A 13,882-nucleotide genomic window follows, 5' to 3' on the forward strand; every position below is an offset into this window, starting at 1 on the left:
TCGGAATCGTGTTCACTTCCGGAAAAATGTCTATTGTGCCCCTACTCCGCTTTACATATAGTAAAGTCATTCATACTCGTTTGAATGTATTGCTAAATCATCAAGCCGTGTAGAGGTGACCCAATGAGCAACTGGCAGGCAAGCTGGATTACGGATTCCGAATTTGCGGATCTCCACCCTATTTCCATGCTGCACAAGGAAGATGCCGCTTTTACCGATGGAGAGTATTCCCATCCTCAGCATCTGATGAACCGACATGTTTATTTCCGTAAAAGCTTTATTCTGAATCATCAGCCCAGACAGGCGTTACTTAACATATCCGCCGATGATTATTACAAGCTGTACGTCAACGGCATCTTCGTTGGACAAGGGCCAGCCCAAAGCTACCACTTCCACTATAAATATAACGAGTGGGATGTATCCGAATATCTCGATTCCGGCCACAATACGATAGCGATTCATGTCTATTATCAAGGGTTACTGAATCGGGCTTATAACAGCGGAGACTTACGTATGGGCGTTATAGCGGAATTATATGATGGCCGTAATCTGCTTCTCTCTACCGACAATACATGGAGATTTCATCGCGCTGGCCAGTTCGTATCCTCCGATATGACCGGATATGATACGCAGTTTTTAGAAAATATCGATCAAAGATTTCAAATTGCTGGATGGCAGACACCAGAATTTCCGGATCAGAAATGGGAATATGCCGCAGAGAAACGCTATGCTGACTATCTGTTATTCCCGCAAGCTACGCCATCTGTCAGCGTTTACCGAAAAGCGCCCTCTTTCGTACACCAGCTGGCCGAGGGTCATTACCTGATTGATTTTGGACATGAGCTTACAGGGCAATTCGAGTTAAAGGCGTTAGGAGAAGCAGGTCAAGCAATCGAGCTTCGTTATGGCGAGGAGCTGGAACCGGACGGACAATCCGTAAAATTTGACATGCGCTGCAACTGCAGATACATAGAAACATGGACGTTATCGGGGCGAGAAGACACGCTTGAGCAATTCGAGTACAAAGCCTTTCGGTATATCGAAGTTATCGGTCCTCCCGATGCCCTTTATCCCGACAGCTTTGCCGCAATTGTCCGCCACTATCCATTAGACGATACAGCCTGCCAATTCAAATCCGAAGATCCGCTGCTGCAGCAAATCTGGGAGATCTGCAAGCTTGGCGTCCAATTATGCGCGCAGGAAAACTTCGTCGACTGCCCTTCCCGGGAGAAAGGCCAATATCTGGGCGATAACACGGTAATGGGCCATACTCATATGTATATTAGCGGTGACCTTCGCCTTTTCAAAAAAGCGATCCATGATTTTGCTTTATCCGCGCAAGCGTGTCCGGGGCTGCTCGCTGTTGCGCCGGGCCATTACATGCAGGAGATTGCCGATTTCTCGTTGCAATGGCCGATGCAGCTATTAAACTATTATCGGCATAGCGCTGACATGGAATTTCTCGCGAAGATGCATCCGGTGGCGGAAGGAATAGTAACGTACTTCAAAAGGTACAGCCGGGAGGATGGCCTCCTCGAGAACGTCAAAGACAAATGGAACCTGGTTGACTGGCCGGACAATCTGCGGGACGGATATGACTTTCCTCTGACCCGGCCTGTAGGCGACGGATGCCATAATGTTATCAATGCGCTGTATTACGGAAGTATTCAAGCCGTTCAAGAAATACGCGATATTTTGAAAATAGCCTATAAGGATGAGTTGCCTCGCCTCAAGCAAACCTTTATGGCCTCCTTCTACCGCGCGGATAAAATGCTGTTCGCGGACGCAGCCGAGTCGAGCCACACTTCTCTGCATGCGAATATTTTCCCGCTTCTGTTCGACATTGCACCGGCTGATGCGATCGACTCCATAGTTGATTTGATCATGCAGAAAAGAATGAGCTGCGGCGTATACATGTCCTATTTCCTTTTGAAGGCACTTGCCAGGCATGGCCGGAACAGATTAGTCTACGATCTGATAACAGGCGAGGATGAACGGTCGTGGGCGAATATGGTTCGTGAAGGGGCAACCTCTTGCTTTGAGGCCTGGGGGAAAGAGCAGAAATGGAATACGAGCTTATGTCATGGCTGGGCAAGCGCCCCTATCCCTGTTCTTATCGAAGATATTATCGGGATTTCACCCTTGGAGCCTGGCTGGACAGCCATCAAGTTTACCCCTTCTATTCCCGAGGGGATGAAGGATTTTCAGTTGAGATTCCGGACGGCTGTCGGGGAGGTCACAGTGGACTATGCTGACGGTAAATTGGCAATAGACGTTCCTCCTGGCGCGAGGCTTGTAAACTAACCTAAACATGCAGCCCATCGGAGTAACGATCGGCTGCATGTTCTTTGGTACTAGCCCGTTGGATGAACCCTCTTTCCGCATGCAACACACATTTTTGCTTGCGGCGTGCGCAACGGCTTACCGCATTTGGGGCAGGGTTCCCCGTACATGGAGATTCTATGGTGCATGATGGCATTGTGATGCATATCTTTATAACCGGTCATCTTCTCGTACTCTCTCGCCACGAGCTTAAAGGATTCGTTAATAGGACTATGACTGTCTATCCAAACACTGCTTCCCGACATTCTATATTTTCGCACACGGTCAAAACATTTTTTATAGATTTTATTGATGCGCCGGTATTCTTTTTCATCAAGCATCGGAACTTCTTGTCTGCATCTCCAGCACCACATCATTTTCATACCGAAATATGCGCTCCCCCTTTTATTCGGAGTCTTTATTGGTTTGAGCATGGAGCAGAAGATCAAGCTTCTTGATTATAAGCTTCTGATTCTCCAAATGCTTCTTTATTTTCCCGTCTATATTGAGCACGGCCAGCAGCATAATGACAAACGCAATGATAAGGAAAATCCCCATAACATCCCCTCCACTGTCGATCGCGGATTGTTGTATATATCATCCTGTTTCCACTAAATGTTAACGCGGGAAGACGTCTGAAGTTGCGCTCTGCCCCGCTAACGAAACTACAGAGCGTTAGAACGCGGAAAACAACCTCTCGCCAGTTTTAACGAAACTGTATATCACTATTTGGCACTTTGACGGGTCAAATGATACCTCCAATCAGACAATAACGATATGTAGTTTCTTTACAATTACAAAGTCCTCGTTTTGAAGCGAATAGCGTTATGTAGTTTCGTTAGCGGCTAGGCGGATCAGGAGATTAAGCAAGCAACCAGTCACGCGCACGCAAATAAAGCTGCCCCTCATCATCCGAAGATGACGAGAGGCAGCCCCTCGCGCTTACGCTATTAGCCTTTTATAACATACAGCCGGCTGGATTCCTCGAAAATCTCTCCCGCAGCCAGGCTAAGGAGCCCGATTTCATCGGCAGGCAGATCCACATTAGGCGCGTTCACCAGATTAATCTGCGGCTCTGGGCAGAAGAAACCCTCCGTCGCATTGTTATTCCAGATCATCCACTGCTTGTAGGAGGTGCCTACATCATAGACAAGCTTAATGCCAGCCTTCGTATCGGTAAGCTCCATCAGGTTGCGTCCGTTCTGAGGACGAGCCGTATAGTGGTTATCCATCGCTTCGAAGAACGGATATACGCCGCTGTCGCGCATAAGCTGCTCTTCTTCCTTCAGAGGCTGATACTGCCCCGTTGGCAGCATCCGCTCATTCAGCTCCCAACGCTCGCCAAGCGTCATATGGATGCGGTAATCCTGAGCTTGTCCGCCCGGCACAAACGGTGCGTTCACCGAGGTATGGAAAGCGAGCAGGCAAGGCATTACCTCTTCTCCGTCATTGCGGACCGTCACCTGCTGCAGCAGACCATTCTCGCTTAACGAGTAACGGAGGCGGATCGTATAGTTGAACGGGAAGCTGGCATAGGAAGGATGGTTCTCATCCACCTGAACCGATACAACCACATAGCTTTCCGTCTTTGTTGTGCCGAAGTCTTCTACTTGCCACGGCGTTTGATAGAGGAAACCATGCAGATGGTTGCCCGTTGCCGGTTCGTTTACATCAAATTGATGAACTTTCCCCTCCCAAGGGAATTTGCCGTCCTCATAGCGGTTCGGCGGGAACAGTACGGGAATGCCGTGGATCATCGGTCTTGCCTTGAAGCTCTCCATCTCCTCGGGCGTTGGTTCATGCAGGAAACGGTATTCCTTTTCTACATCGCGAAAAGCAATCAGGTTGCCGCCGATCTCAGGAAGAAGAGCAGCCTCGTACGGTCCAAATCGCAGCCAAATCGCGCGTTCGCCGTGAAATAATCCTTCGTTTGCTTGATTTACCGTCATTCTTCTTACACCTCGTCTGTTAGTTTCCTTATTATCGTGTTCTTGATGTCTTTCGTTCGCCGATTAACGGGAATTCTCCAATTCGAAGCTTTGCTCCGCCATACGGAACAAGCATAAGCTCGGTGACCGGCTGATCATCTGTATTCGGCGCGATTGGCGGAGTTCCTGCATTATTGCCTTCCATTCGCCAATCCGGCACCAGCTGGCCCAATACGGCGAGCTTAACAGGAGACTCTACGGCCAGGAACGGCTGGTACGGAATTTCTTCGCTGCTCGTAACCGCCTTAAACGTGCTATCCGCAAGCAGGCCGTACTTCCAAGGGGAAGCCGGATACAGCTCGTAGTCATGGAATCGTTCGCGCTTGCGCAGCAGCTGCCAGCTCTCTTCCACGGGAAGGGCATAAACAAGCGGTCCGCGTTCTACGCTTACGGCATACAGATTGCGGGATACCGTCTTCGGCTCCATCGGCAGCGTCAGCTCAATGCGGTCTCCGGTCTGCCATTCACGGTTAATGGCCGCATAGCCTTGCTTGATCTCAAGCGAAGCGGCGGTACCATTTACCGTAATGACCGGCGCTTCGCACCAGCCCGGAATTCGCAGCCGTACCGCAAAGCTGGCTGGATGCTCCAGCTGAAGCTCTACTTTTACCCGCTCCCGGAACGGATACTCCCCGGATACCCGAAGCTCGGCTTTCACGCCGCCCGCGACATCCGTGCGGATAAGACAAGGGGCATAAGAAACGGCAGCTAACCCGCCCCCATTATCCTTCATCCACAAATGGGAAACCAGCTTAGGCCAGCCCTGGTGCATGTTGGCCGTGCAGCAGCCGAAATTCGGCTCCAAACCAAAGACGTTGGCATAAGGACCGTTGCTCCAGGCGCGCGGGGCTACGTTGCAAATAATCTGATTGACTTGCTGATCGTATTGATGAGAAGTCCAATCCGCCGAAATAGCGGCAGGCAAAGCGTTAAAGGCTACCTTTTCCAATACGTCGGCAAACTTGCCGTCTCCGAAAATCCGGGTCAGCTGCTCCAGCGTAAACATATATTCAACCACCGCGCATAATTCCACGCCTTGGCTTGGATGCGTGCCCGACAGCCATTCGTCGCCGGAGAACATGCCATGCGCCTGCCCGTGATAAGTCATCAGGCTTTCGATTCCGCGGTACACCGCCTCCAGTTCATGGCTGTCCTCGGTCAGCTCGTAGAGCACGCCCGGCGTCTTGAGTCCCATCGCCACATTAACGACATGCGTTCTCCAATCCCACTGCTCAACCTTCCGCCAGAACGGAAAATCATAAAAGATATCGGTCCAGTCCGTTGTCTGCTCCTTCACGATGGAAGCCAGCTTCAGCAGCTCTTCTTTCCCGGTGCGCTTATACAGCCAGATGAGGCAGAGCAGCAGCTCCGCACCGCGCGCTTTAGCCCATCCCTGCAGCGGCTGGTCCTCAATCTTCCCGGCCACGTAATCCGCGAATTTCGTCAGGAACGGAATAACCCGCGCATCGCCGGTCGCTTCCTCATATTGCGTAAAGACCTTGAGCATGATCATGTAATGCCACCAATCCTGCTCCTTGCTCACGTCATTATTCACCGTCTCGATTCGTGCCGGCCCAAACATGCCGCTCTCCTGCTGGCTGTTCAGCGCCCACTCCACCCAGCGGTTTGCCTTCGCAATCAATGTCTCATCGTTCAAAATATAAGCTAGCGGCAGCAATCCGTCCAAATAATAAGGACCACGCTCCCAGCTTTCGCCGTTGCCGCCAATCCATCCGTTATCCGGGCCAACGTCCGCCCAATGCTCCTCCAGATGTCCCGTTAATCCGTCTGCTTGAATCCGAAGCTGGTTGTACAGCCACCCCTCCGCTTGAATGCTGCCAAGCGGCAGAGCCTCAAAGATACTCTTCATGATTAAGCTCCCTCCCATTCATCTGCTTCGAATATACCATTAGACCGGCCTCGAGCTGGATAGACAATCGCAACCACTATTTATCCGATTACAACCTAATAGAAGCAGGCGGATGTTTACGAGTCTCCCGTGTTTACTTATACTGGATTCATTCCTGTTCAAATGGAGGAGCTAATAATGTTTCATTTTGAATGTCCGCCTATGCCCCATTTTGTTCAAATCGGAGAAGATACGTACCAGATCGGCAGAAAACATCCCGACCGCAGCAGCATCGGCGTATTTGATCTCCTGCTTGTAACCAGAGGATGTCTGTATCTGGCAGAGGGGGAGAACGAGCTCACCCTGCCAGCCGGTAATTTCGGCATTTTGCGTCCGGACTTGGAGCATCACACCGTTATCCCTTGCAGGGAAGAGACCCATTTCTACTGGCTGCATTTCCAGACGACCGGACAGTGGCATCCCGAGCCTTACGACAAAGAGCCCTTGCCGCCTGAGCAAGAGCCTCTTTATCCGCCTATCGAATACTTCTCCTTTTATTTGCCGCGCTCCGGCCCGGTACAAAGCCTCGGGAGAGGAGAAGAGCAATTCCGCGAGCTTCTTCAACTGTATGAGAATCCGGCCGGAAATTCCCGCTGGCAGGAGCAGCAGCTGTTTCACGCGATTCTTCTTAAGCTTCAGGAAGACAGCAAAGAAGAGACAACGCAAAGCTCCCATCTGCAGCTGGCCGAGGATGCCGCCCTCTATTTGCGCAAGCATTACCGCGACCCGCTGAGTTACAAGCGGATGGCTGAGGAGCTGCATTTTCACGCCAACTATATCGCCTTGTGCATGAAAAGAACGTTTGGCTGCACGCCGCTTGACTATGTCACCCAATACCGGATCGAACAAGCCAAACGGCTGCTTATTCACACCAACGAGCCTGTCGGCACTATTGCGGAGGATACCGGCTTTGGCTCCTTCCCGTATTTCGTCCGCTGCTTTCACAAGCGAACCGGCAAGACGCCAAAGCAGTTCCGGATGCTGTACCGTCAGAGCAAGCCGCCTGCTTCTACCTAGGCGCGAGGAAGCCGTCTCTCTCCAGCTCAGCCATTGCCTCAAGAAGCATCACGCCGCTAAGCTGGCCGCTCAGTTGAACTTCCGGCTCCGGCTCTCCTGCCCAGGATAAGCTGAACAAGCCGGCTTCCGAGCGACCCTTCTCCCACAAGGAGCCCGCGTTATGCCGGATCAGATTGACCCATGGCAGCGACAAATCAGGCTGAATACGGATGAGGTTAACCAGATAACGGATCAGAATGCCTTTGAACAGGCCGCAGTCGTCGTTCCCCTCGCGCGGCAGCATGCCCGTCTCCGGATCGACCAGTTCCTGGACGGTTGCCCCCGCGGTTCGCTGCGCATCAACGAGATAGCTTTCATCCCCCGTGCAGTTGTACAGTTCAATGCCCGCTCCGATAAAGACGCCCTGGCAATACGTATACTTCCAATCGTAATCGATCTGGCCGTCGCCAAGCCGGTTCATGCCGTCCCAGACAAAGCCGGTCTCCGGATCCACAAGCCGTTCCTTGTTGAATTGATAGATCCGCTTCGCCCATTCCAAGTCTTCTTCACGGCGGTCCATCCGATAGATGCGCGCAGCCAGAATGGAGGCCGGGGCATTCGCAGGCGTGTTTTTGTAGTCCAGCTGATCCTTCTTCCAGGCCATGCCGCCGCCCATATGATCGTTCCACGCCGTCTTGATATCTTCCCACAGCTCAAGAGCGCCTTCCTTGTAAAAGGACTTCCCTGTCGCACGATAAGCTCTGAGCAGCCCAAGCGCCATCCATTCCATATCGTCGTAATAGTTATGAAGCAGCGTATCGCCGTTCCACTTCTTTGCCCCGCGGAATGCCCGCTCCAGCAGCACTTCGTCCTCTTCCGACTTTGTGCGTTCCAGGGAATCTACCAATACGTCTACCACATGCGCATGCCACCAATAAATCCAATGGTCATTGCAAGTGCCGTTGCAAGGCACCACCTGATCCATCACGCCGCGCTCTTCATTCCAGAACAGACGGCGAAAATCCTCCTGCGCGATTGCCGCGCGTTCTGCCCATTTCCCTTGTGTCGCCATCAGGATTGTACCTCCTCGGTTAACGCCGTGCTTGTCAGACCACGCTTCTCCAGCACGGCCAGCTGCTCCAGCAGCATAATGCCGCTAAGCTGCGTGCTTAAGGTAACGCGCTCTTCCGGCTGAACGCTCCAGAAAGTACTGAACACCTTACGCGCCGGATCGGAACCACGCGTCCACAATGCCTGGCCCTGCTGCTCCAGCAGCGCCGACAACTCGGGCCGCTCATCCGATAGGGAAGCAAGCTCGCCCAGATAGCGGATCAGAATGCCTTTGAACAAGCCGCCGTCTCCATCGCCTTCATCCGGCCATAAACCGCCCTGAAGCAGCTCGGCAGCCGCTGCCTTGGCCGTACGTTCCGCGTCCCGCAAATAAGCCGAGTCGCCCGTAATCCGGTACAGCTCTACCGCTGCGCCAATGTAGACGCCTTGGCAGTAAGTAAATTTCCAGTCCTTATCAATCGAGCCGTCACCGGTCCGGTTCATGCCGTCCCAGACAAAGCCGGTCTCCGGATCAACAAGGCTTGCTTTTAGCCAATTGAAGATTTTATGAGCCCAAGCGAGATCCTCTTCACGGCCGAACGCCTGGTACAATCTTGCCGCCAAAATAACGGCAGGGGCGTTAGCAGGGGTATTCTTGTAATCCAGCTGCGGCTTCTGCCAAGCGATTCCGCCGCCCGCATGCTCGTTCCAGCCGGTCTGGATATCCTCCCACAAGAGAAGAGCCGCACCTTTGTATTTCTCTACGCCTGTCGCCTGATAAGCGCGCAGCCAAGCGATGGCCATCCATTCCATGTCGTCGTAGAGTTCATTGGGCCATTCGCCGCTGTTGCGGTTCAAGATGCCTTCATAAAAGGCCGCCAGCCGCTCCCGGTAGAAGTCGCTTCCCGTCCGGTTCAGTCCATCCGCCAATGCATCTACGGCATGCGCCATCCACCAGTAATGAAAAATCGTATTGCAAGCGCCGTCCGGGCACGGAATTTCGATATCGTACATGTTAATCGAAGGGTTCCAATACAGCTGCTCCAATGCCTGCTGCGCTTCTTCCGCTTTTGCTGCCCACACCATTGCTCTCACTCTCCCCGTATCCTCTGCCTACTGTAATTGTCCGTTTTTCTCCAATACGGCCATCTGCTCGAGCAGCATCATTCCGCTTAATTCCGTGCTTAACTGCACGATCGCATCCGGTGCTTCGGCCCATGAATTGCTGAATACCGCCTTGTCATCCGCTTTGCCGTATTGCCATAAGCTATCGGCATTCGTCTTAAGCATGCCAATCCATTCTTTACGTTCCGGTCCATCCGGATCAGCGGCAATGAGTTCTCCCAAATAGCGGATTAATACCCCCTTGAATAAGCCCCCGTCACCGTCGCCTTCCGATGGAAGCATGCCGGTTGCCGGAGACAGGAACGCTTCCTTCAGATTAGCCGCCGTACGGCGTGCATCTTCCAGATAAGCCTTATCCTCCGTTGCCCGGAATAGTTCAACGCCGGCCCCGATAAACACGCCCTGGCCATACGTAAATCTCCATTCCTTGTCGATATTGCCGTCGCCCGTCCGGTTGATTCCGTCCCATACGAGACCGGTATCCGGATCCACAAGCGTCTCTTTTTGCCAATCGTAAATCTTTTTCGCCCAGGCTAGATCTTCCTCATCATGAAAATGTCCGTACACTCGTGCCGCCAAAATAGCAGCAGGAGCATTCGCCGGCGTATTCTTGTAATCGGTCTGCTCCTTGCGCCAAGCGATGCCGCCGCCCATCTCCTCGTTCCAGCCGCCTTTAATCTCTTCCCACAGTTCAAGCGTTGCCTGCTTATACTTCTCGTCCTTGGTGGCATCGTAAGCTCTCAGCCAGGCCAGCGCCATCCATTCCATATCATCGTAATAATCGTTGATCATCACGCCGGCATTGCGATCGAGCAGACCTTGATGCAGCTTGGCGATTTGCTCCGCGTACCTCTCGTCGCCATTACGCTCGTAGCCGTCGACCAGCACATCCACCGCATGCGCCAGCCACCAATAGTTAAACGGATCGGTGCATAGCTGAGCAATGCACGGTGCGGCATTGTTGTAGAGCCTACGCTTGTCGTCCCAAAAAGACTTCGTCAGTTCAAGCTGCGCTTCTTCCGCCCGCTCCTGCCAAATGACGGAGGTCGTTGCCGTTTTATCCTTCCAGACCAATGACCAGACCAACGCTATGAGGATAACTGCCGCAGCGCCGGCCAGCCATAAATATCGTTTGTTACGATTCAATTCGATCAGCCTTTCGTTCCCGTAAAGGCAATGCCCTGTACGAAATACTTCTGGAGCAGAAGGAACAAGACGAGAATCGGCAGGATTGCAATAAGCGCGCCGGCCATCATGGGACCGAAATCGGTCTGATGGTTGAACGAGAACGCCTGCAGTCCCATCTGTATCGTTGCTTTCGCCGGATCATTCAAGATGATCATCGGCCATAGGAAGCTGTTCCAGCCCGCCTGGAAGGTAAAGATCGAAAGGGTTGCAAGCGCCGGCTTCGTCAGCGGCAGGTAAATATTCCAGAAGATGCGGAACTCGCCGGCGCCTTCGATCCGCGCCATCTCCATCATGTCGGAAGGCAGCGTCAAGAAGAACTGCCGCATGAAGAAGACCGCGAACGAACCGGATGCGCCCGGCAGAATAATCCCCCAGAAGGAGTTCAGGAAGCCGTTGCCTCCGGCTCCAAGGATGTCATTGCCGCCAATCAGCGGGAAATGCTTCAATACATAGAAGCTTGGAATCATCGTCACGATACCCGGAATCATCATCGCCGCCAGCAGGATGCGGAACAGCGGTTTATTCAGCTTGAAGTTCAGCTTGGCAAAGGCGTAGCCGCTGATAGACCCAAAGAACAGGTTGCATAATACGCCCGCTGCGGCCAGGATAAAGGAGTTTGCGAAATATCCCGCGAACGGTACGGTCGTAAACGCCGACCGGTAATGCTCTAACGTAAGCTTGGACGGAATCCACTTGATCGGCACCGAGAAGATCTCGTTGCTTGGTTTAAACGAAGTAATCAGACTCCAGAAAAACGGCAAGAACATTGCTGCCGCTATAGCTATCGCAACCGCGTAGAACAGGACGCCCATCAAAACCCTTTTGAGAGTATAAGAAGGCGGCTTGGGTGCGCGTACCGCAATAGATTTGACAATAGGCTGTGCCATTTGCTGGCCTCCTTACACGATCGGTTCCTCGGATTTATTAATGCGCATGTTAACGAAAGAGAAGATTAGAATCGCCACAGCCAGCACAAACGCCTGGGCAGAAGCATAACCCATCTTGAGCTGGTTGAAGCCCTGATTATAAATGAGATAGACCGGAGTTTTGGTCACGTTGCCCGGACCGCCCTGCGTCAAGACAAAGGCCTGGTCGAACAGCTGCAGCGCCCCGATAATCGCCATCGTGCTGACAAGGAAGGTTGTTGGGCGAAGCTGCGGCCAAGTAATATAACGGAACCGCGCAAAAGCGGTTGCTCCATCCAGCTTGGCGGATTCGTACAAGTAATCCGGCACGCCTTGCAGGCCGGCGATATAAATGATCATATTGGAGCCGACCGACTGCCATAACGTCACCATAATAATGGAGAACATCGCCGTCTCGGTCTGAGCGAGCCAAGCCGGACCGGTGATGCCCACGTAGCTGAGCAGGTTGTTCACGAGGCCGAACTCCGGATGGAGCAGCCAGATCCAGACCGTGGACGCCGCAACGGCGGAGGTTAATGTCGGAAGATAATTCAACGTACGGAACAGCTTGACGCCGAACCGCTTGAAGTTCAGAAGCATGGCAAGCAACAAGGAAATGATGATGTTCAGCGGTACGAAAATAACGGAATAGAAGAATACGTTCTTGAACGTCGTCCAGAACAGATCATCCTCAAACAGCTTCTTGTAGTTGTCGAGCTTAACGAATTCCATCCGGCTGACCACATCGTAGTTCGTAAAGCTTAAGTAGAGCGCCATGACGACAGGAATAATGGTAAAAGCGAAAAACAGCAGCATCGTTGGGGTAATAAACAGGTAGGCCATGCGGGCCTGATGCTGATTCAGCTTGCCCATTGAAGACATCAGCACTCCTCCCTCCTTCGTAGTGAATCCCGTTTGGCCGGCCGGAATAGATAAAGGGAGGTCTCCCTCCCTTTATCATCCGGTCCGTTCCACCGGGAGTCCCTTAATTATTTCACGTCTTCGTTGTCCGCGAGCTGCTGGTCGCCCCGCTGCTGCGCTTTCTTGAGCGTATCCTCCGCGTTTTGCTTCTTCTGCTGGTACAGCTCCAGGTTCGGAATAAGCGCTTCGGTCTCCATGACGGAGTAGCCGGGGTGAGCCGGACGAGTCTTCGCGAATTCGAGCGTATCGAGGAATGGCTGCCAGAGCGGATCTTCCTTGAAGAACGGATCGTCAAGCGCCGGCTTGTAGCCAGGAATGTTCAAGCTTGTTTTCGCCCACAGAAGCGCGTTGTCCTTGTTCGCCGTCCACCACTTGATGAACTCCCATGCCGCTTCCTGATTTTTCGAGGCTTCCGGAATAACAAGGCCAAAGCCGCCCATCACGCCGCCTTTGTCTCCGTTAGGTCCAGCCGGAGGAGGCACAACCCCGAAGTCCAGGTCCTTGCCGTATTTCTTATACGTGCTCAGCATCCATGGACCGTTGTAAGTCATTGCGACCTTGCCGGTTGCGAAAGCGTCGGTTCCTTCGCCAAGGCCTTGCTCGAAGCCGACCTTATACACTTTGTCCTGGTTCAGCATGCGGTCCCAGAACTCAAGCACGGACAAGCCTTTTTCGTTGTTGAAGTTTGTTTTCTTGCCGTCGTCGGTCAGCATCGAGCCGCCTGCTTGTTGAAGATACATATTAAAAAGTCCGTTATCGGCAAGCGAGAAGCCTGCTACTTCAAGCTTGCTTCCGTTCCATTTGGTCGTCTTGATTGCCGCCTGCTCGAGCTCATCCCAAGTTGTAGGAGGCTGCGTTACGCCTGCGTCGGTCAAAAGTTTTTTGTTATAGAATAGTGCGCGGGCATCAACGGTTAAAGGAAGGCCGTACAGCTTGTCGCTATTAGACAATTCCTTCAGCGCTTCGCCGTAGAAATCATCCTTGTTCAAGCCGTCTTTCGTCATGAAATCATCGATTGGGTGAAGCACGTTTTTCGGCGCGTACAGCGGAGTCCGCCATCTGTCCCAGAGCAGCACGTCAGGTGCGCCGCCGGATGTAGCAGCTGTCAGGAACTTCGTAATCAGATCCTGCTGAAGCACATACTTGACATGAATTTTGTCTTGCGATTTGTTGAAAGCATCAACCATCGTCTGGAACTGCTTCTGTCCGTCGCCGGCCCAGTCGCCCCAGAATGTCAGTTCTACGGCTTTGCCGCCGCCGGAATTGCTTGAAGCGTTATCCGTCTGCCCGTTGCTGCTTGCATTCGCATTGCTGCTCTCCGAGCTGTTGCCGTTGCTGCTTGTCGTTGTTTTTGCGCAGCCGGCTGCTGTTGCTACTACCGTGACCAAGGCGATCATCGTGATCCATTTTTTCACTTTTCATGCCTCCCTTTTTTAGTAACCCACTACACTATTTATTTCGAAGAAAGCCGCCGATAA

Annotated in this window: 12 protein-coding genes; 2 read left to right on the forward strand and 10 right to left on the reverse strand. The window is 52.6% G+C overall.

Features of this window, described 5'->3' with window-relative positions:
• Positions 1–123: 123 nt before the first annotated feature.
• The gene (locus tag PJDR2_RS25270; protein WP_015846573.1) at positions 124–2,304 is read left to right on the forward strand and encodes a family 78 glycoside hydrolase catalytic domain; all 2,181 of its coding nucleotides are present in this window, start codon (positions 124–126) and stop codon (positions 2,302–2,304) included.
• Positions 2,305–2,354: 50 nt separating this feature from the next.
• Here the strand turns inward: PJDR2_RS25270 and PJDR2_RS25275 are convergent, their stop codons facing one another.
• From PJDR2_RS25275 to PJDR2_RS25285, 4 genes are all read right to left on the reverse strand, one after another.
• Positions 2,355–2,705: a hypothetical protein gene (locus PJDR2_RS25275; RefSeq protein ID WP_015846574.1), complete on the reverse strand. Its 351-nt coding sequence runs from the start codon at positions 2,703–2,705 to the stop codon at positions 2,355–2,357.
• Positions 2,706–2,727: 22 nt separating this feature from the next.
• Positions 2,728–2,880 (reverse strand): hypothetical protein, encoded by a 153-nt coding sequence (locus PJDR2_RS33295; protein WP_015846575.1) that lies wholly within the window; start codon positions 2,878–2,880, stop codon positions 2,728–2,730.
• Positions 2,881–3,272: 392 nt separating this feature from the next.
• Positions 3,273–4,271 carry an aldose 1-epimerase gene (locus tag PJDR2_RS25280; RefSeq protein WP_015846576.1) on the reverse strand — a complete coding sequence of 333 codons (999 nt, stop codon included), beginning with the start codon at positions 4,269–4,271 and terminating at the stop codon, positions 3,273–3,275.
• Positions 4,272–4,302: 31 nt separating this feature from the next.
• Positions 4,303–6,180, reverse strand: coding sequence for a beta-L-arabinofuranosidase domain-containing protein (locus tag PJDR2_RS25285; protein WP_015846577.1), 1,878 nt, complete (start codon positions 6,178–6,180; stop codon positions 4,303–4,305).
• A 177-nt stretch (positions 6,181–6,357) separates the two neighbouring features.
• Here PJDR2_RS25285 and PJDR2_RS25290 point away from each other — a divergent pair, with 177 nt between their 5' ends.
• The gene (locus PJDR2_RS25290; RefSeq protein ID WP_015846578.1) at positions 6,358–7,236 is read left to right on the forward strand and encodes a helix-turn-helix transcriptional regulator; all 879 of its coding nucleotides are present in this window, start codon (positions 6,358–6,360) and stop codon (positions 7,234–7,236) included.
• Here the strand turns inward: PJDR2_RS25290 and PJDR2_RS25295 are convergent.
• The 6 genes from PJDR2_RS25295 to PJDR2_RS25320 all read right to left on the reverse strand — a co-directional run bounded on the left by PJDR2_RS25295 (position 7,229) and on the right by PJDR2_RS25320 (position 13,819).
• Positions 7,229–8,287: a glycoside hydrolase family 76 protein gene (locus PJDR2_RS25295; RefSeq protein ID WP_015846579.1), complete on the reverse strand. Its 1,059-nt coding sequence runs from the start codon at positions 8,285–8,287 to the stop codon at positions 7,229–7,231. The genes PJDR2_RS25290 and PJDR2_RS25295 overlap by 8 nt on opposite strands.
• Positions 8,287–9,351: a glycoside hydrolase family 76 protein gene (locus PJDR2_RS33630; protein WP_015846580.1), complete on the reverse strand. Its 1,065-nt coding sequence runs from the start codon at positions 9,349–9,351 to the stop codon at positions 8,287–8,289. The genes PJDR2_RS25295 and PJDR2_RS33630 overlap by 1 nt, the downstream gene beginning before the upstream one ends.
• A 27-nt stretch (positions 9,352–9,378) precedes the next feature.
• Complete coding sequence (locus tag PJDR2_RS33635; protein ID WP_015846581.1) at positions 9,379–10,536, reverse strand: glycoside hydrolase family 76 protein; 1,158 nt, start codon at positions 10,534–10,536, stop codon at positions 9,379–9,381.
• Between the two features lie 5 nt (positions 10,537–10,541).
• Positions 10,542–11,390 (reverse strand): carbohydrate ABC transporter permease, encoded by an 849-nt coding sequence (locus tag PJDR2_RS25310; protein ID WP_416202279.1) that lies wholly within the window; start codon positions 11,388–11,390, stop codon positions 10,542–10,544.
• An 87-nt stretch (positions 11,391–11,477) separates the two neighbouring features.
• A complete protein-coding gene (locus tag PJDR2_RS25315) occupies positions 11,478–12,365 on the reverse strand; it encodes a carbohydrate ABC transporter permease (protein ID WP_015846583.1) in 888 nt (295 codons plus the stop codon).
• A 107-nt stretch (positions 12,366–12,472) separates the two neighbouring features.
• Positions 12,473–13,819: an ABC transporter substrate-binding protein gene (locus tag PJDR2_RS25320; RefSeq protein WP_015846584.1), complete on the reverse strand. Its 1,347-nt coding sequence runs from the start codon at positions 13,817–13,819 to the stop codon at positions 12,473–12,475.
• Positions 13,820–13,882: the final 63 nt, after the last annotated feature.

Origin of the sequence: Paenibacillus sp. JDR-2 (assembly GCF_000023585.1) — a bacterium.
Classification (GTDB): domain Bacteria; phylum Bacillota; class Bacilli; order Paenibacillales; family Paenibacillaceae; genus Pristimantibacillus.

Coding starts and splice junctions, on each gene's coding strand:
- PJDR2_RS25280 (WP_015846576.1), bottom strand. CDS start 4,271: ATGACGGTAAATCAAGCAAACGAAGGATTATTTCACGGCGAACGCGCG.
- PJDR2_RS33295 (WP_015846575.1), bottom strand. CDS start 2,880: ATGGGGATTTTCCTTATCATTGCGTTTGTCATTATGCTGCTGGCCGTG.
- PJDR2_RS25275 (WP_015846574.1), bottom strand. CDS start 2,705: ATGAAAATGATGTGGTGCTGGAGATGCAGACAAGAAGTTCCGATGCTT.
- PJDR2_RS25270 (WP_015846573.1), top strand. CDS start 124: ATGAGCAACTGGCAGGCAAGCTGGATTACGGATTCCGAATTTGCGGAT.
- PJDR2_RS25310 (WP_416202279.1), bottom strand. CDS start 11,390: ATGGGCGTCCTGTTCTACGCGGTTGCGATAGCTATAGCGGCAGCAATG.
- PJDR2_RS25290 (WP_015846578.1), top strand. CDS start 6,358: ATGTTTCATTTTGAATGTCCGCCTATGCCCCATTTTGTTCAAATCGGA.
- PJDR2_RS25315 (WP_015846583.1), bottom strand. CDS start 12,365: ATGTCTTCAATGGGCAAGCTGAATCAGCATCAGGCCCGCATGGCCTAC.
- PJDR2_RS25285 (WP_015846577.1), bottom strand. CDS start 6,180: ATGAAGAGTATCTTTGAGGCTCTGCCGCTTGGCAGCATTCAAGCGGAG.
- PJDR2_RS25295 (WP_015846579.1), bottom strand. CDS start 8,287: ATGGCGACACAAGGGAAATGGGCAGAACGCGCGGCAATCGCGCAGGAG.
- PJDR2_RS33630 (WP_015846580.1), bottom strand. CDS start 9,351: ATGGTGTGGGCAGCAAAAGCGGAAGAAGCGCAGCAGGCATTGGAGCAG.